This is a genomic window from Phycisphaerae bacterium, assembly GCA_035384605.1.
In the GTDB taxonomy this organism is placed as follows: Bacteria; Planctomycetota; Phycisphaerae; order UBA1845; family PWPN01; genus JAUCQB01.
Window position 1 is genome coordinate 12,578 of record DAOOIV010000066.1, and the last position, 18,388, is coordinate 30,965.

General features: G+C 62.2%; 16 protein-coding genes and 1 tRNA gene. 9 read left to right on the forward strand and 8 right to left on the reverse strand.

Annotation, left to right across the window (positions count from 1 at the left end; translation table 11 throughout):
* Window positions 1-13 precede the first annotated feature (13 nt).
* Genes PLL20_14285 through PLL20_14300 form a run of 4 tightly spaced genes read right to left on the reverse strand, consistent with a single transcriptional unit; the run spans window position 14 to window position 7,810 of the window.
* Window positions 14-2,317: a glycosyl hydrolase family 65 protein gene (locus PLL20_14285; GenBank protein HPD31158.1), complete on the reverse strand. Its 2,304-nt coding sequence runs from the start codon at window positions 2,315-2,317 to the stop codon at window positions 14-16.
* On the reverse strand, window positions 2,314-3,714 hold the full coding sequence (locus PLL20_14290; protein ID HPD31159.1) for a hypothetical protein: 1,401 nt from the start codon (window positions 3,712-3,714) through the stop codon (window positions 2,314-2,316). The genes PLL20_14285 and PLL20_14290 overlap by 4 nt, the downstream gene beginning before the upstream one ends.
* Window positions 3,714-5,948, reverse strand: coding sequence for a beta-galactosidase (locus PLL20_14295; protein HPD31160.1), 2,235 nt, complete (start codon window positions 5,946-5,948; stop codon window positions 3,714-3,716). The genes PLL20_14290 and PLL20_14295 overlap by 1 nt, the downstream gene beginning before the upstream one ends.
* 41 nt (window positions 5,949-5,989) lie before the next feature.
* Complete coding sequence (locus PLL20_14300) at window positions 5,990-7,810, reverse strand: beta-galactosidase (GenBank protein HPD31161.1); 1,821 nt, start codon at window positions 7,808-7,810, stop codon at window positions 5,990-5,992.
* A 711-nt stretch (window positions 7,811-8,521) separates the two neighbouring features.
* Here PLL20_14300 and PLL20_14305 point away from each other — a divergent pair.
* Window positions 8,522-8,595, forward strand: a tRNA-Arg gene (locus tag PLL20_14305).
* 330 nt (window positions 8,596-8,925) lie between these two features.
* Here PLL20_14305 and PLL20_14310 read toward each other — a convergent pair.
* From PLL20_14310 to panB, 4 genes are all read right to left on the reverse strand, one after another.
* Window positions 8,926-9,105, reverse strand: coding sequence for a hypothetical protein (locus PLL20_14310; GenBank protein ID HPD31162.1), 180 nt, complete (start codon window positions 9,103-9,105; stop codon window positions 8,926-8,928).
* A gap of 162 nt (window positions 9,106-9,267) precedes the next feature.
* Window positions 9,268-10,002, reverse strand: a complete 735-nt coding sequence (locus tag PLL20_14315; protein ID HPD31163.1) for a GDSL-type esterase/lipase family protein — start codon at window positions 10,000-10,002, stop codon at window positions 9,268-9,270.
* Window positions 10,003-10,122: 120 nt separating this feature from the next.
* Window positions 10,123-11,073, reverse strand: coding sequence for a glycosyltransferase family 2 protein (locus PLL20_14320; protein ID HPD31164.1), 951 nt, complete (start codon window positions 11,071-11,073; stop codon window positions 10,123-10,125).
* On the reverse strand, window positions 11,070-11,930 hold the full coding sequence (gene panB, locus PLL20_14325; protein HPD31165.1) for a 3-methyl-2-oxobutanoate hydroxymethyltransferase: 861 nt from the start codon (window positions 11,928-11,930) through the stop codon (window positions 11,070-11,072). Before panB ends, PLL20_14320 begins: the two co-directional genes overlap by 4 nt.
* 213 nt (window positions 11,931-12,143) lie before the next feature.
* Between panB and PLL20_14330 the strand changes: the two genes are divergently transcribed.
* From PLL20_14330 to PLL20_14365, 8 genes are all read left to right on the forward strand, one after another.
* Entirely contained in the window at window positions 12,144-12,890 is a 747-nt protein-coding gene (locus PLL20_14330) for a hypothetical protein (GenBank protein HPD31166.1), read from the forward strand.
* A gap of 18 nt (window positions 12,891-12,908) precedes the next feature.
* The gene (locus tag PLL20_14335; GenBank protein HPD31167.1) at window positions 12,909-13,730 is read left to right on the forward strand and encodes a TIGR04076 family protein; all 822 of its coding nucleotides are present in this window, start codon (window positions 12,909-12,911) and stop codon (window positions 13,728-13,730) included.
* Window positions 13,731-14,038: 308 nt separating this feature from the next.
* On the forward strand, window positions 14,039-14,773 hold the full coding sequence (locus PLL20_14340) for a peptidoglycan recognition family protein (GenBank protein HPD31168.1): 735 nt from the start codon (window positions 14,039-14,041) through the stop codon (window positions 14,771-14,773).
* 23 nt (window positions 14,774-14,796) lie between these two features.
* Window positions 14,797-15,036 (forward strand): hypothetical protein, encoded by a 240-nt coding sequence (locus PLL20_14345; protein ID HPD31169.1) that lies wholly within the window; start codon window positions 14,797-14,799, stop codon window positions 15,034-15,036.
* A gap of 412 nt (window positions 15,037-15,448) precedes the next feature.
* Window positions 15,449-16,978 (forward strand): hypothetical protein, encoded by a 1,530-nt coding sequence (locus tag PLL20_14350; GenBank protein HPD31170.1) that lies wholly within the window; start codon window positions 15,449-15,451, stop codon window positions 16,976-16,978.
* Window positions 16,979-17,070: 92 nt separating this feature from the next.
* Window positions 17,071-17,295, forward strand: coding sequence for a hypothetical protein (locus PLL20_14355; protein HPD31171.1), 225 nt, complete (start codon window positions 17,071-17,073; stop codon window positions 17,293-17,295).
* Window positions 17,296-17,310: 15 nt separating this feature from the next.
* Window positions 17,311-17,844, forward strand: coding sequence for a hypothetical protein (locus tag PLL20_14360; GenBank protein ID HPD31172.1), 534 nt, complete (start codon window positions 17,311-17,313; stop codon window positions 17,842-17,844).
* Window positions 17,831-18,091, forward strand: a complete 261-nt coding sequence (locus PLL20_14365; protein ID HPD31173.1) for a hypothetical protein — start codon at window positions 17,831-17,833, stop codon at window positions 18,089-18,091. Before PLL20_14360 ends, PLL20_14365 begins: the two co-directional genes overlap by 14 nt.
* Window positions 18,092-18,388: the final 297 nt, after the last annotated feature.

Consider the following 18,388-nt stretch of genomic DNA (forward strand, 5'->3'; position numbering starts at 1 on the left):
CAGCGTTGCGAAGTCAGCTCGTCCAGGTGTCGCCCGGTGACAGAGTGACCGTCTGATCATTAACCAGCAAGCGAAGTGGCGCAGCCGCATCGTCGCTTGTACGCAGCGTGACCTGGTGACCCGCGATCGCCACGTCGAGCATGTTTCCGCGATAAGCGAGCCTGAACCGCAGGCTTTTCCACTGCGGCGGCAGATTGGGGCGAATCTGCAAGCCGTCCTCTCTCAGCCGAACGCCCCCGAAACCGAACACCGCCGCCATCCAGGCCCCCCCCGCAGCCGTGCCGTGAAGGCCCGCGTAAGTATCCCTTCGTCCGGTCAGATCCTCGTGCAGATCGATACCCGCGCAGACGCGGAATTGCCGATAAGCCTCATTCAAATCACCCATGTCCGCGGCCATGATCGAGTTGATCACGAAGCTCATGGACGAGAAGTTCATGCTCTTGTCCCTGTAAAACAACCAGTTGGCGCGGCGGACATCGACGGGAAAATCGTCGCGGAACATAGCCATGGCCATGAGTACGTCGGGCTGGTTCAATGCCTGGTAGGGAGCCACGGTGACGAACCACGCCTTGCGATCTCGAAGGAGATCGGGAGGGATCGGTTGAAGCCGATAGAAACCGTCATACTGCTCGTAGATGCCCGTCTGCGGATCGAAGAGTAACGTGAGCTTGTCGGCCACCTCGTTCCACTGCTGCGGCTCGTCCTCGGAGACCGACAGCCGCGTCAGGCATGCGGCGTAAGCGTCGGGGTGGTGATCATGGAGCCACGCCAGCATCTGGGCCGCCCACCTGAGGTTTCGAATGGCCAGGTAATTCGTGTAGAAATTGTTGGTACTCTCACAGTGACCTTCGTCGGGGCCGGCCACGTCATGGATATCGTAGCGGTCGCGGCTTGCGTCATAAACCGCACGTGAAGCCAGGAATCTCGCCGTCTCGACCAACAGGTCCACGCCGCAGCTTGCCATGAATGCGTCGTCGCCGCTTGCTCGCCAGTATTGCATCAAGGCGTAAGCGACGTCGGAATTCACATGGATGTTCGTGTGCGTGAACCGCCACCAGCGGCCCAGGCATTCCTCGCCGTAGGGGCCGGCCTGCCAGGCGAATTTGGCCCCACGATAACCCAGGTCACGAGCGATGCGCCGCCCCGGTTCCAGGCCGATATGCCGCCACTGGAGGCACCGGCGGGCCATGTCGGGCTGCGTGAAGGTGTAGACCGGCAGGATGTACACGTCGGTGTCGTAGAACGTGTTGCCCTGGTAATACTCGCCGGACAGAAGCTTGACGGGCACGCTGAGCCCGCTTGCATGTCGTGGGGCAGCGGCCAGGACGTGATACAGACAGAAACGCAGGTCGCGCTGAGCCTCATCGTCGCCGTCGATCGTGACGTCGCATTGCTCCCATATCCTGCTCCAGGCCGCCTGCTGCGTCTCGACAGCGGCGTCGAAGCCCTCGTCAATCGAAGCCTGCAACTCGCTCTCGAGATCCGCCGTTGCTTCGTGCCTCGCATCCTCACTGCAGCCCATCACAATGTGGCGATCGATTCGGCCGCACGCCCCTGATCCCCCACGGAAGCTGAAGACTGACCATACGCTATCATGCTCGACCAGGGTTCCAAGGGCGGGTTGATCCGGCGCGGCCGTGGACACGTCGGCGGTTTGCATCCACACGTTAATGCTCCGGGCGGGCGTGACGGCTTCGAGGCGGCAGCGCTGCGGCGCGGCGTCGAGCGACACGACGCGGTACTGCCGCTCGCCGGTGGTGTTGGAGCGAGTCGCACCGCTGATTCCGCTCAGGATCCGGACGTGGCAATCGCCGTTGAGTACGGTAACGGCGTATCGCATGTACACTCGATGAGCATGCACCATGGATGCGAAACGCGTCATTTCGATACGGACGGCGCGGCCGGCGGGATCTTTGTAAGTGAAGGAGTACGAATAGATTCCATCCCGCAATGAGAGGATCCGGCGGAAGTCGCTGACCTTGCCACGACCGAGCGAGACCTCGCGGTTCTCGATAAACAGCCGGACTGCCAGGGGGTTCGGCAGGTTTGCCACCGCGGGGCTCCGGCCGGCCGTATCGAAGTAACGCGGATCCAGGTAACGGCGTTCCTCGTTCGAGGCCCGGATCAGGCTGAACATGTCCAACTCGTCATAGACGCCGTTGATCAGCGTCACGGGGTAATACCCGTCGCGATCCTCGGCGACGTTGCCTTTCAGACCCGCGTAGCCATTGGAGATGGTGAAGATGCTGTTGGCGGCTCCCAGGCTGTGCGGATCAAAGGCGGTCCGCACGACGTGCCAGCTATCGGTCTCGTTCATCGCGGCACCTCGGGCATGGCAAGAAAGCAGTTGTGCGACAGAATCACCTCGGGCAGGCCGTGCCGGATGAGGACGGTTGCCGCCTGGTAGTCCTGCCGTGACGTGTCGTGATTGGGCACGGCCACCGCGCAGCCGATCCCCGCCGCCCGAAGCGAAATGATTCCGGGTTCGGTGTCTTCCAGCCCCACGCAGAAGCCGTAATCCTCGCGGGGGACGGCCATCTGGGCCAAGGCCAGGCTGTACAGGTCGCGGTGCGGTTTGAGCCGATGCTCGCACGCGTCCGACGCATTGACGAACGCGTCGAACACCGTCCGATAGTCGGCCAAGCGATCTGCCACGCGGTCTTTCAGTGCCTGCGCGATGGGCCAGTGGGCCACTCGCAGGGCCATGACCCGGCATACTTCCTTCATGGTTGTATGCGCTTCAAATGCAATTGAGGCGGTCACGAGGGCCAGCTTGGCCGGTTGGCGGGCAAAATGGCGGCCCAGACGCCGCAAACCATCGGGACCGATGTCCTTCCCCGAATCATCGCTCAGTCCCGAGTTTGAGCGAAGCAGTTCATAGAGGTTCCCGGCCTCGCCGCCCAACCAGCCCTTGATCAGCGGCACAAACACATCGTAGCCTGCCATGGGTTCGATCAGCCGTTGCCCGGGCCTGCCGAGCAGTTCCAGGCTGAGTCGTTCTCCCTGGCCCTGTTCGATGAGTTGCATGATCCAGTGATACCGCATGTAGTAGATGTCGACGATGGCCGCGACGGTCGCACTTCCATCGTCGAACCGAAACGCCCGACCGAATCTGGCAATCAGCGGTCGCGCGAGCTGCGCCGCCCTGCCTGGTTCGATCGGCCCGCCGGAGACGGCACTGAGAAACTCCGGATCCGCCAGCATTTCGGTCAACCCGCAATTAGCCGCGTTCTGCTGCACGTCGCGCCGTCGTTGAGCATCCGTCATGCTCGCGAGCGTCCAGATGACCGCCTCGAAAAACGCACTGCAGAAGGCCTCCCGATTCAATCGCTGGCGGTACCGGTTGAGCAGAAACTCGGCGTGGCGGTAATTGCTGTTCCCGATCACAAAGGGGTAGTCATGCTCCCGGTCCAGCCCCGCCCACTGCTGAGCGGTCAGCAGGCCGGTGAACCGCCGAACCATGTATTCGAGCGCGTGCAGGGCAAGCGGCTCGGTGGTCGTGCTCGTGCCGTCCATGTCCGCGGCGAAGGCCACGATCCTGGGCAACGGCAGGGCCGCACGGGGGGCCAGCGGATAGATCTCGAACGGGCTGTACACGTAGCCAAGGTTGCGGACGACGGCGAATTCGTCCGCGCCCACCTGTCTGGCCAGGTCGCCCAGGAACTGCGCGGCCCCGCCGGCATCCAGATATCGAGCCAACTTGTCGTCCATCATCACTCAGCAGACCGGTTGCCGGCCGCTCCCATTGGCAACTCCCTGCCGGAAGAGTCGCACGCGACATAGAACCTGGTTTCGCTTGCCTCGAACGGCGTTTCCACCGAGGCACAGGGCTTCGTGCGCGGATCGGGTCGCCATACCTGTTGAGTCTCGGCGAACATCAGCGGTTGAATCAGCATCCCGGCAGGCGCCTCAACCCTGAGCAACCCTGCTTGTGGCTTGTACACCGAAATCAGCGGTCCGCGATGAAACACCTGCGCGCCCGGCGACGTGTAAGCGTGAACGCCGCTTCGCCTGGCCAGGCGGGCGAGCAACCAGCCGGGCAGCATCGGCGCTCCGCAGAAGACGCTTCGCCAGCCCTGCTTTTCCACGATCGCCAACGCCGGTTCCCTCCCGCCGACATAGCGTCCGATGACCCTCGCCTGCGGGTCGTCCACGGCGAATCTCGGCGTCCGGGCGGCATCCCAGTGGGCCGCCGGACCGTCCAGCATGCGGTCAGTGCGGTCATCGCTCAGCCTTGCTCCGAAAGAACGGGGGGTATATGCATCTTCAACAACGGGGTCGCTGCCCGGAATCAACTCGATCTCCGGCAGTGCCGGCTCCGGCAGGTAACGCATACGGATGCCCACCAATTCGGTGACGTTTGCCACGTCGCACCGATTCTTCTCGATGAACCCGCAGCCATGGAACCAAACGGATGTCACTCCTGGCCGACGCACGCGTTGTATGATCTCCCGTCGCAGATCGCCGTCCATAAACCAGCAGTTCAGGAACAGATACACGCGGGCCCGTCCATACCGGCCGACCTCCCAGGCCGTGAGCGTATCCAGGGGGAAACCCAGGTCGCTCCACTCCATTTGACGCGCCACGGATGTGAAGAACTGATTCAGCGAACTTGTCGGATGACACCAGGCAGAGCTGCGATCATCCACAACCACGGCCAGCTCGGCATGAGAATCGCAGTCCCACTCGCGGCTCTGGACAGCGAGGCGTTGCAACCGTCGGATCTCGGCCTGGATTTCGAGGTCAGCGTACCAGCGGTCGTTGTACAGGTCCATCCACCACCCGGTCCCCGCCGTGCCCAGTACACTGGCCGCGTCCCGGCGAAGGAGTCGACAGCTCTCCTCCGCGTTCCGCGGCAAGCCGCAGGATCTGCCGGCAATTCTGGGCGGCTTGGCCAGATGCGTCGAGGTGTCGATCTCGTCGAGATGCAGCTTGCCCGCCCGTTCGATTGTCTGCGGCACGGTCTGGCTGTGATGAAATCCGCCCAGGTGGCGATTGTCATAGTGGTAGGGCGAGCTGATGAAGTCGATTGCCTTCTCGTTGAGAATCCGCCGCAGGGCCATGTGTCCGGCACGCGCCGGGCTGCGCGTGTTCCAGTGCGGCCAGAGATAGCCGTAGAACGTGCCCACCAGCTTCTGCCACCGGCAGGCCTCCTTGGCTACTTTAGCCAGCGTCATGATCTGCCCGGCGTTCGCCTCGCTCAGACACTCCAGCCAGTCGACGACGTCGCGTTCGATCGCCGGATCGCGGAAATAGCACTCCGCGGGTTGTCTCAGCTTTCTCGGCGACGGCACTTCGGCCGTTGCCAGGCAGACGTCAGGCCGGTTCCACGCCCTGCGCAAAGCCATATCATCGCCGTATCGGTTCCGCAGGTATCGCCGGAACGCCTCGCGGGCCGCCGGCGAGTAATCCTCATAAACGTCCTCGACAAAATACCACCAGCGAAACCACTCCGCCGAGATACCACCGCCGATCTGGTATCCCAGTATGCGGTCGCCGAAGCGTTCTTCACAATGCGTTACGAACGCGTGCATGGCTCGCGCTGCATCCCGCGTCCACTCCTGCGAGCCGGATGAGAACCAGCAGCCCACCGGAAGGCTTCGCACCTGCCGGTAATCCACGGGTTTACCGTCCGGGTCCAGGCCTACCGCCAGCTCGTCGGGATGACTGTCTCCCCACCATTCCTCGCCGACGTAACCGAAGTTGACTCTCGGCATCAGCAGAACGGACCCCGCCCGCGCGCAGAATTCCTCGATCTTCTCGTCGGTCGGCCCGAAGTCATATTGTTCAGGCCCGGTCCACCATGATGGGAACGGCACGTGAAACTGGCAGATGCGTATACCGGCGCTGACGAAATCCTCGATGGCCCCGGGGTCGCCATAACACCAGAACTCGGTCGTGGGCTCGCCGTTGATGAAAAGCATCGGCCGGCCGTTGAACGATTCCACTCGCGCCGTCAGACCCGTGCGTGCGCTCGGTCTTTCCGTTCTCAGGCGATGCACCGGAAGCCCCCGCGGCCGTCGGCCTGCAGCACGACCCCCGAGCAGCGTGGAAGGTCCACGTTGTGGGTGGCGCCGTCGATCATCAGCTTGGCCGTCCGCGCCTCACCCGGGTTCATCACGATGATCTTGTCACCCCGCGCGGCGGCATGTACGCCCGGCGTCAAGGGCAGTACCGGGATCGCGATGCCGAAGTATCGATGAACGGCAAGAATCGCGTCTCGGCTTGGCGGGCACCCTACGACCATGACCGTCCCACGCCCGCGCTGCTCGATGTATCCTGTTGTGTAAGTGCGGTCGGCGGCCAGATCCCACAACCGCTGCTGGTCGTCATCAGCCGTGATCCGCAGTTGTCGAGCCGTGATCGGGGTGCCTGGTGGCCTGCGATAATCAAAGACGGGCCCATCGCAAACGAAGCCCAGCGAGACCTCCAGTCGGTTGGCCCCCGGATGACTTGTCCCGTCAGGCCGTAAGCACCCGTCGATCAAATGTTGAAACAGCACCAGGTTCCCACCTTGCTCCACATATTCCCAGAGACGTTGGGGCTGCTCGATCTGCCCGGCCGCCAGCAGCAGCGCCGGTGGTTCAAACGTGCGATCTACATCCACAAAATCGTATTCCAGCCCCATTCCGTGAAGCACCTCGAACAAGGGATCGTCCACGTCACGTTTGCGAATCTGCGCGAGCTGGTGGTAATGCCAGGACCATGCGACCGCGCAGGATGCCTTTGGCGGGGGCGCGTCCCTGAACAAATGAAACCAGCGCACCGCCTGCTTGAAGGCCTCCGCCAGATCGGGCCGCAGCACGCCGCGCTCGTTCATGGGTGCTCCGTGCCAGTTGTCCCGATCGTGCAACATGTACCAGTTCCAGCCACGGACGCCGCCGGCCAGAGCCGTCAGGGCGGTGAGCCGGTAATGGTCCGGCGTGTATTCACGGTTGGGCATGCCATGCCAGATACCACTGCCAAATTCGGCGATGTAGGGCTTGGCGGTCACGGCCCGCAACAGGCGCAGCCGTTCACGAAAGTAGCGGTAATCCGCCTGACACTCGTTGGAAGGGTAGGGATCGATCCCGTAGAAATCCACCAAGTCAGCCAGATCATGCCAGTGCTGGGCGTCGACGCCCGGCCAAGTGTTCAGCAGTATGGGCACATCGCAACCATGAGCCCGGTACTCTTGGACGACCCATCGTGCGTAGTCCGTGGCCAAATCGTATCGGTAGCGACAACCGTCCCGCAGCCGCTGATCTTCGAAGAATGGTGTCAATGTCGGGATCGGTTCGGTGAAATCGGCGTAACAGGTGCCCCACGCGCGGTTCAGTTTTTCGATGGTACCGTATTTCGCCCGCAGCCACTGCCCGAAACCCTGATCCTCCCCGTAGAAATGCGGCATGGGGTCGATCTCATTGTCCGCCTGCACGGCCACGATCAGGCGGTTCAGATACGGGCGAATCTCGGCCATGACGGCCCGGATCCAATGGCTCGCCTTGCGGCGGAACTCCGCGTGATGCTTGCCAAAGGGAATGGCATGGTCGGGGATTCCGAGGTTGCGCCACTCGGAGTAGCAAAAGGGCCCGGGTCGCGCGAGCAGCTTGAAGCCCCGCTTTTCGACCTCGGCCAGGAACTCGTGCAGCAGGGCGAAGTCGTATTCGCCCTCCCGGTGTTCGTGCATCTCCCAGATGATGTACGTCGCCAGCACCTCGACACCGAGTTCCCCAGCCGCGTCGAGGAGCGTCCCCCAATGCCGTCGCTGGACACGGCCATAGTGCAGCTCACCGCCAATCATTGCCTGCTGATCAAAGACGTTCGACATCGCCTGTTCCTGATGAGCTTTCCGTCTCCAGGGGCTCCTTTTCCCCGGAATGCGGCCGACTACTCTATGACGGGCTTCAGCCGCTTGCCAGCCGCCCGGGCAAAGAAGCCGAGTCGTCAGGACGACCGGCTGGCGACAAGTACAGGCCCGATCACAAAGGTAAACGGTTAACGAACGATTCCATGGCATCGTGACCCGACGTGTGCGGTGGGTAGGTGGCCTGCGCTGCGGTGTGGCAAGGTGATTGGGCTCGGCCCTAGGGCGGGCGTGGCGGTTGATCGCTTCCGTCGGCACCTTCGCTGGTATCGACCATAGCTCGGGCGGCTTCGGTCGCGCTGGCCGATGCTGAGGAGCCGACGGCGACGGCCATACTGCGAAGCACCCGCAGGTGCCATTGGTTTTTGGCGCGGGTTTCGTTATCCTTACAGAGGTCCTTGGGGTTCTTCAGGCTTTTGCCAGTCCGGCTTGCCCGAGGTATTGGTCAAGATGATGCCAGCCGCAATGCTGGGAGCTACTTGTTGATCGCGGCATCCGGGGTCGCGGGTGCGTCCTGGGTTGATGGACTGGGTGGCGGCTTGTAGTCTGGGTACGGCAGAAGCAGGATCTCTGCAGGATAAGGTCTGAGACGGCCGGTTGGGGCGCGTCCGGGCAAGACAATGGGCCCCCCTTGAGGGCCCAGAGCGGTCGTAAGTTATTGTGTTTGCGTAAGTTGTTCCCCTAGCTCAATTGGATAGAGCGTCAGCCTCCGGAGCTGAAGGTTGTGGGTTCGAGCCCCGCGGGGAACGGTTGATACAATCCCTTAGCCGAACGCTGTTTAGCGTGCCTAACTGCGTCGGGCAATGCGGCCCGAGAGTCCTTAACAAAACCGTAGACTACAGTTTTAGCACGGACAGAAGGCGGTACACCCCCGACCGAAGTATCGCGTCCCCTCGTATTGTCTGCAGAAAGCGAGTGGTCAGCCGGTCCTCACCATTGGTAGCTAAGACATCTATCTCGGTGCCGGTTCCGTAAGTTTTGTCCACCTCCTTTCCGGAGATTCAGACTCATTTTCGACACCGCGATTCGCGAGTCTTTTTTCTGGCAAGAAGTTGCGCGCCCCGCGATCGGGCTTGGGATTACATGGCCCACTGTCCCTCCAGTTCGTTCAGGTCTGCCCGCAGAGTGACCTCAGACGGCGGCTGGACGCCGGCTGCGGCGAAGATCTGGCCAGCGCTGCCCTGCAGATCCGTCCGCAGGCGATAGCGCCGGCCTCCCATCTTCACCCTCACCGCCTGAATGGCCGACAGATCCCGCATCAGGGCCGGCCACGACCCATGGATACTCCGCTCATCCAGGTGACGTTGCAGGTACGCCGCCGGTGGCCTTGTCGGTCGGCAGACGGCACGGCGATTGTCGAAAACGAGTCAGAAGCGGCCGCAGCAGGTCATCGGCTGGTCTTGCCTGTGGGCGGCCGGAATCTACTTCGGCAGCAAAGGCCGCAGACGCTCGGCAAGCAATCGGTACCCCTCTGCGTTGTAGTGAAGCCTATCGGCGACGAACAATTCCTCACGGAGCTGGCCGTCGGATCTCAAGACCAGATCGGACGTTTCCAGGTACTTGAGGCACGGCCGTTGACGGGTGTAGTTCTCGATGAGGGTATTGAGCGTCTTGTTGGCCTCCCATTCGGGCCAACGGGCGGGCGTGGGGTTGTTTGAGATGTACACGATTTGTGTGTTCGGCAATCTCGCATGAACCTTGGCGACAAAAGCTTTGTAGTCGGCGAAGACCTGCTCCGGGGACTTGCCTGCATGAATGTCATTGCCGCCGGCGCGGAGGACGATCATCCGCGGTTCGTACGGGAAGATGATGCGCTCGGCGAAGTGGACGGCATCGATGATTTGCGACCCGCCGAAGCCGCGATTCAGCACCTGGTGATCGGGAAAATCCTCTGCGAGCGTTTTCCACCGTCGGATCGTGGAGGACCCAATGAAGAGCACGCCGCCTTTGGGCGGAGGGTGAATTCGATCCGTGGCTTCGTACGCCGCGATGTCCCTTTCCCATCTGGCGAAGTCATGCCCGGTTTCGGCGGTCGTGTTCGTCGCCGGAGCAGTCCGGCTTGGAGTCGCCGGGCGCGACTCGGAGCATGCAGGCAAAACCGTGCTCAGCAAGACACAAAACAAGAATGTCGTCGCGGATGTGCTGATGAGTCTCATACAAATCGTCCCTTGCGTGAACACGGGCGGCGATCGCCGCCGCAGGCGGATTCTACACGGAAGAGCGCTTTGACCGGAACCACGTTCTGCCGGTCGACGGTCCGCGATGGCTCCTGCGCCTTACTCGCCGTCGGAGTGGTCACGCGGCTTGCCTATGAGTTCGCGGACGACGTACAAAGGCCGCTGCTTCACCTCCTCGAAGATGCGACCAATGTATTCGGCGATGATTCCCAGACAGAGAAGCTGCACGCCGCCCAGGATCAGCACGGTCATGATCAAAGCGGTCCAGCCCGGCTGGATCTTGCTCGCATCGCCGAAGAGGTAATGATAAAGAATGAAGGCCGCATAGGAACAGCCGCAAAGAATGGTTACCAAACCGGCCAGGGAGGCAACCCGTAACGGCAGGTTCGAAAAAGAGAGCACGGCATTGAGGGCCATTTGAGCGGTCTGGCGAACGGTGAAAGCCCGTTCGCCGGCGAACCGGTCGCGATCGGTGTAGCCGACACCAATCTGGCGGAAGCCAAGCCAACTTATCATGCCGCGGATGAATCGGGCGTGCTCGGGCATGCGCCGAAAGGCATTGACCATAGGGCGTGCCATAAGGCGGAAGTCGGCGGCCTCGGCCGGAACATGGATCTTCATCAGGCTGTTGATGAACCGGTACCCGAAACGAGGTCTGACGCCTTCGCGGTACGCATAAACGAGGTCGTAGCCCGCGCGCCACTTTCGCACGAACTCCAGGATCAGCTCCGGGGGATGCTGAAGATCGGCGTCCATGACCACGACGGCGTCACCGATAGCATGATCGATGCCGGCCGAGAGCGCCGCCTGGTGGCCGAAGTTGCGAGAGAGGGCAACCACCCTGACACGCGGATCCTCGCCTGCCCAGGCTTTGAGCTTGTCGAGCGTCGCGTCACGGCTGCCGTCATCCACGAAGACAAACTCGACGTCGTCGATCGCGTACCGGGAATCGGCCGTCAGTTCCCGGGCAACTGCCTCGAGTTGTCGTCGCAATTCGGCGATGTTATCCGCCTCGTTGTAGCAGGGAGCGATGATAGACAGGCGCATCATGCTTCTCCGAGGACGGCGTGAAGTTTCTCCAGTTCGCCGGCCTTCATGTGAGGGACGTCGGCCTGCGTGGGAAAACGACCTGCGTGAATATCATCGACATAGGACCTGAAGACTCTCATCAAGATTGCGGCGAGGTTTTCGTATTGCTTCGATCCACGGGGCGGATGGCCCATGCCGAGCCCGAGCAGATCGTGAAGTACGACGACGGTTCCGTCGCAGCCGGGCCCCGAGACGCAGCCGATGACCGGCAGGCTGGTGTGGGAGGCGATCTCAGCGGCGACTTCTCCGGCGACGGCTTCGAGCAGCAGCATGCAGGCGCCGGCCTCTTCGAGTCGCTTGGCGTCGCTGATGAGTTGAGCGGCGCTTGCGGCGTCGCGGCCTTGAGCCCGATAACCCACTTGCGGGTCGATATGCTGCGGCAGCAGACCAAGATGCGCGACTACCGGGACGCCGCGACGTGTGGCAGCTTCTACCAGGGCCGCGTCGCGGCCGGTCACCTCGATCTTCACGGCGTCGGTACCGGGTTCGACGTGGAAGCGTCGAGCCCACTCAACGGTGGCATCGGGGTTCTCTTCAACGCGGCAGGCGAAGGGCAGATCGGCCATGACAAATGAGTTGGGGGCCCCTCGTCGGACGGCAGCGGTCAGGGCGAGGAGGAAGTCGGGGGAGATGTCCCGCGTCGAGGGTAAGCCGAGGACGACTTCCGCGGCAGTGTCTCCGACCAGGAGCACCTCGACGCCCGCCTGCTCCATCAGGCCGGCAACGGCGGCATCATAGCAGGTCAACACGCTGAATTTCTTGCCGGTCTGCTTGAACACCCGCAGGTCTTCGAGGGTCGGTTTGGAACGCGCTTGCATGATGAAGATAGGATACAATGGGCCAAAAGGCTCTACAAGCAGGGGGCTTGCATCGCGCCGCCTGGCGGCTGATAATACAACGTCCGTCGCCAGTCGGCGGATCGCCCGGCGCGGCGTTGTTGCCGCAGGCCCTGCCTGTGGAGGCGGCGCGGGGATGGAATTGCTTGACAACCCTATATGGTCGGTCACGTGCCGGCAGATCGGAACAGACGAATGGGCGCGACCCTCGATGCCTTGCTGCGTCTTCAACGTATCGAAACTCAACTCCGCCTGGTCCGCGGGCAAATCGAAACAAAGCGACGTTCCGTGCAAGCACAACAGCGCCGACTGGCCACACTGGAAAGACAAATCGCCGACACGCACGAACTGATCCGGCAAGCCCAAGCCGATTCGGACCGGCTCGAACTGGATCGCAAGGCACAGGAAGAACACATCAAACGACTTCGCGAACGACTGAACCAGACCAAGACCAACAAGGAATACGCAGCGGTTCTGACGCAACTGAACACCGACAAGGCTGATGCTCTCAAGATCGAGGACAAGGTTCTGGCGGCGATGGGCAAAGTTGACGATCTCAGGAAGCGGGAAGCCGAGCACCGGGCGACGCTGGAAAAGGAAAAGGCCCGCATGGGTGAGACCCTGAAGTCGGTCACCGAGTTGGAAGCTCAATTGTCCGCCCAGATCAGAGAGTTGGAGGCCCAACGCGATGCGGCCGCCGAAGAGGTGCCTCCGGAAGCCCTCAAGACGTTCGAAAGAGCCCGTGACAGGCACGACGGTGAAGCAATGGCGCTGGTCGAGCAGACGCATCCGCGGCGCGCCGAATATATATGCTCGGGCTGCAACATGTCGGTCACGTTGGAGACGATCAACGCGCTGCAGTCACGTGACGACGTGCAGGTTTGCCACATATGTTCGCGGATTCTGTACCTTGATTCGTCCGCAGGGGTGGCGGCCCGGTAGGCAAGGCGGCCTTGTGTCATGGCCTGGACGGCGCACATCGACGGCGGTTCACGGGGCAACCCCGGCCCGGCAGGTGCGGGCGTTTCCATCGACGACGAGAAAGGTCGGGAGGTTTTCGGTGCCGGATTCTTCCTCGGGCACACGACCAACAACCAGGCCGAGTATGCCGGTCTCTTGCGGGCCCTGAAGGTGTTGCGGGCCGCCGGCGCCGACGACATCCGGGTACTGACCGACAGCGAGTTGCTGGCACATCAGATTAACGGCATCTATCGGGTAAAATCAGCCGAACTGCACCCGCTTTACCTGGAGGCGCGAAAGCTGCTGAAAGGCTTCGACCGGTGGGACGTCCGGTACGTTCCGCGGGCACAAAACCGTTTCGCGGACAGACTGGCCAACCAGGCCATAGACGCTCGAAAGACGGTCTTGGTGCGCGACCGGCTGGATCTGGCCAGGCACGCCGAGTTGGACTTGCCCGCCGTCAAGGCCGAGGGCTTGTTCGACGCAAAGCCGTTGAGCGATCATCAAGGAGACTCCAGGAAAGGGCAGGTGGCCACGAGCCGGGCAAGGTCGGCCGTCTCAGGCATCGAGGTCGTGGTGGCTCGCGCGCCGCGGAAGGGGACCTGCCGGGCGGCGATGAAGCAGGGTGATCGATTCATCTTCACGGAGGTCACGCCGAGCGGTATGTGCGTGGAGGCTTGCGCGGCGGTGATGGAAGCGGTGCTGGCGGTTCGCGATGCCGCCGCTGCCGGTGTAACCTGTGACGAGGCCATGAGTTGCCGCTGTCCGCATCCTGACTGCGGGGCAGTCTTCGACATCCGGCAGGTTCAGCAAGTCCGATAGCCGCCGATCCGACGGTCGGGGGCGAGTGCTGGAATCGCCCAAAACCTGCCTGAATGACGACGCTGATTTCGTCCTGCCTGTCTGCTTTTCATGTCTGGTGGTGCGACCGATAAGCTTCTTGATTTGCCGCAATGAGCGGGAAAGTCGCGGAGATACGCTCGCAATTTCGGGCCGGCCCCGCACGTAAGAGCCGTGGCGTCACCGGCTTGTGCCGCTAAGGGGCATATGCGAACGAACCGATATGCCCGACGGGGAAAGAGGTGTGCGGGCACAGGGCAGAGAGGCGCGCCGGTGGCCCGAGGTCTGGCATGATCAGGTGGTGTATCGTACTGGGGACGGGAGCCGCGCTGTTGTGCGGCTGCGTGGAGCCAACCGGCAGGTCGGTTGTCATTTCGCCATTACCTCCGCCCTACTACATCCCCTACGTGCATGACGAGCGTCCGGTGACGCTGACCACGATGCCGGCCGAGGAGGAGCCGGATCCGACCAAGGCGTGGTATCCGGACGGGCCGCTTTTCGAGGCCTGGGGCTTTATCGTTATTCACCATACCGCAACACCTTATGGTTCGATGCGGGAGATCGATCGCGCCCATCGCAACAACGGTTGGGATGGTTGCGGTTATCATTTCGTCATCGGCAACGGCACGCGGACGCCGGCCGGTTTCATCGAACCGACACCACGATGGAAGAGACAGGAAGAGGGTGCTCATACTCGGCTGAGTCCGAAGATGGCGCGCAAGTCAGGGGTGCAACCGACATATTACAATGAACACGGGATCGGGGTCGTTCTGGTGGGAAATTTCGATGAAGTCCGGCCGAGTGCGGCACAAATGGCCTCGGCCGCCGAGTTGGTGAAGTTTCTAATGAAGCTTTGCCGGATACCCGAGGATCGGGTCATCGGCCACAGAGATGTTGACGCGACGGATTGTCCGGGCAGATGGTTTTCCATGGATGACTTGAAACAACGGGTGCGGGCGTTAAAGTGGCCGACAACGATGCCGGTGGAGACGGCCTCAGTTCGTCCGAGCGGCCGATCTCAATAGCGCATCGAGCAAGGGGGCCTTCAATGAGGCGCTACGCGAACGGGCGAGGCATCACAAGGTGGTTGACGTCACTGGCGGTCGGGGCCAGCCTGCTGGGAGCTTTGGCGGGCTGCAGAGAATCGGTTACGCTTGCTTTCTATGAGGGACTGGAGAACCTTGCGGTCGCCGTGGTGCAGGCCTTCTTTGATGCTATCACTCCAACCTCATCATCCACTGCCGGCGCTCTGGACCTCATGCACTCAGCTCTACCCTGGTTGGCCTGAGGAGTAAAGGAAGCTGACGGTCTTCCCAACATCCGTTTCCAGGCAGTATGGGACTCCGCCGGAAGTGGGCGCTTGGGTGAAGCTTAAGTTGGGGCGCCCTGTCTGCCGCTTCTCCGTCGAGGAGATCATCCTGACTCTTTGCGACGCATACCCGGTACTGGAGGTCCCAGCTAGACAGTACTGTGGCAGAGAGCCATAGGTCCCGTTGACTCGAATCCCAAGCCGGAAAGTTAATAGGCTCGATCAGCATCCATGCGCCCACCCTGCTTGCTGGCAATAAGCACTTGTTAGGAAATCAGTTACGGTCGATCAAACAAACCTCAGAGAAATAATTGCTATTTTTTGTTGACGCGCAATAGATCGTGGTGTACATTGTGTTTGGTTTTAGTTAGGTATACGAGGTCTTTGATCGGTGAAGGTCGTTTCTGGTGACGCGGAGGTTGTGATGCCGGGGGTGGCGAGGCCAAAGGAATCCCGGGTGGAGGGGAAGGGCAACGAGTCGGGTGCCGGCAGGTCGGTGGGGCGGGTGGCGTTGATGGTGACAGTTCCCGGGGTGGCCGCCCCGCCGACCCCCCGGCTCGTTGAGGTGTGCCTGAGGTTCGGCCTTTCTTTGACGCAGGGCGAGCGGGTTATCGTCTCGGGCCTGGTTCTGGACCTGCGGCCAGGCAGTGTGACGATGATTGTCGGGCCTTCTGGGGCGGGAAAGACACTTCTGATTCGCGAGATCGCACGCCGTGCTTCAATGTGCCAAGTGGTCGGAGACATGGATGTGCCGGCGGACGTGCCGGTGCTGGATGCGGTCGCTCCGACGCGACCGATCGACGAGGCGATCGGGTTGTTGACGGCCTGCGGCTTGGGAGAGCCTTCGCTGTGGATGCGTTTGTTCGATCAATTGTCGGAGGGAGAGCGTTTTCGCGCTCGGCTGGCGCGGGCGATTTCGCTGTGGCGGCGAAACGGCAGGCACGGCGCCATCTTGTGCGACGAATTCGGCTCGCTTCTGCACGAACGGCTTGCCAAGGCGGTTGCGTTCAATCTTCGCAAACTCGCAACGCGCGACCGACTGGCCGTGGTAGTCGCCACTTCGCGAGAGGACATCGAGCGAGATCTCCGTCCGGATTGTGTCATCCGCCTTTCAGACAAGCCGGACCTTGTACACGGCTCCCGAGAGCGACATCCCGACGGCGCAGGAGCAAGGCTGTCGTTCGCCGAGGATTTGCAGGTCGTGCCGGGGACGCTGCGTGACTATGAGGCCTTTGCCGCGATGCACTATCGGCAACGGCAACAGGTTGGGTTTGTCTCGGCGGTTTTCGTAATGCGTGATCGGAGGACCGGGCAGGCGTTAGGTGTGGTGGTATACGGACATCCCAGCCTTGAATTGGCTTTGCGTAACAAGGTGACGGGGGGGCGGTACGTGCGACAGGCAAAGCTGCTCAATCAGGAAGTCCGGGTGCTGAAACGCCTGATCATTCACCCGGATGTGCGGGGCTGCGGGCTGGGACACGAACTCGTGAGGCAGACATTGCCCATGGCAGGTGCACGGTTTGTCGAATGCTTGGCGGCAATGGGGGCCGTCAATCCGGTATTCGAGAAAGCCGGGATGCGACCGATCGGGGTGTGCTGCGGTTCGGCGGGTTCAGAGGCGGCGCTGGCGTGGCTCAGGGCGGCGGGGGCCGACCCGCTGGAGGCTGCATTCACATCGCATGTTCGTTGCCGGCCGGCGGTGCGGCGAGTCGTCGCGCGCGAGGTGGCGAACTGGTACCGAGCCACGACGGGCGGCGGAGAGCAACGGGTTCGGAAACAGACGCCTACCGTTCTGGCCCAGACCTATCGGCAGCTTGCGGGCTCGCAACCGGTGTATTTCATCTGGGCGGCGGCAAACGAAGATCGGGAGCTCATCGAGGCGAATCTTGGAGACGCCGAGGAAGCGGCCCAGGCGTCGTGAGGAGAGCGACGATGTCGGACCGAGGGGATAAACCCCTCGGCTCGTCAAGAGACGCGGCTGCAAGCGCTTGTACGGAAGACGAGAGGTGGGGAATGAAAGTGATGGATGTGTTGCGGAAGGTGGTACGGCCGCTGTTGTCGCGCAAAGTCCGCGTGGCGTTGGCGACGGTGTTGGCGGCGTATGCGGCCGAGTATGGCCTGGGAGTCAGCGAGGAGATGGTGCTGACCATTCTGGGCGTGGGGGCGGCGTTGATCCTTGGAATCGCCCATGAGGATCAGGGCCTCAAGCAGGGAACGGGCGGATCGGTGAGGAGCTGAGAATGGGGGTTGGTGATGCGAACCGGACGGGAAGAGATGTTGCCGGCAACGGCGTGCATGACGGCGGTGATTCTAGGGTTAGCGGGGTGCGGCGGCGATGCGCGGCTGGAACTGGCGGCGGCCGACGCGCTGCTGGCGGCCGCGGATCGGATGGAGACCGTCGTGGCCGAGTATCACGCGGAAATGAACGAGTACGACGGAACGCGCGAGTCGGCGCTGATAGAGGCGTTTGTGGAGCGGGTAAAAAGCAGCGCCGGCGACGACCAGGCGACGGCGGGCCATGCGGCACAGTTTCGCCTGGCCTTGGAGCGGATCCGACAGGACCGAGCGGTGCAGTGGCGGCGGCACACGGCGGCACTGGAGAACGTGGCTGCCGTCCGCGAGGTGGCCGAAGGACTGCGGCGGATGGGGATCGAGAGCCTGACGCTGAGCGACGAGATGCGGCGGTACCTGAGCGGGTGGATCGAAGCGAGGAAACGAGCGGCGAGGCCCACTGCTGTGATTCAGACGAGCTCGGCCGGGAAGGAGTGCGACCATGACGGCGAGTGATGCGACCAGAGTGCTGGACGACTTGATATCGACGCTGGAACAAGTAACACCGCGCGCCGGCGAAGGCGATGCGATCGACGCGGTGCTGGCGGGGAAACCTCGCGGCACGCAGGTCGTCTCGGTTCGGCAGGCGCCGGAGATGGAGGTGTTCCGGCGGGAACTTGTGGATGGGCTCATTCGGGCGGATACGGTGAACCAGGTCCTGCGGCTGCTGAACGAGTGGGTCATGGCGGGGTTGGCGCGATAGGTGAAGCCATGGGATCGGAGCATGTTGGGGAGCCGCTGGTCCCAGATTCCCATCCGCTGGTCCCAGATTCCCATCCGCTGGTCCCAGATTCCCATCTGGGACCTCCCGCCGACGATTCCTATCGTCATGCGTGTATGAATGCGGAAAGGATTCCGCGAAGACGTAAGGCCCGGAATGGATTCCGGGCCTAGCGAGGAATGGATTCCGGGCCTAGCGAGGAATGGATTCCGGGCCTAGCGAGAAATGGATTCCGGGCCTAGCGAGAAATGGATTCCGGGCCTAGCGAGAAATGGATTC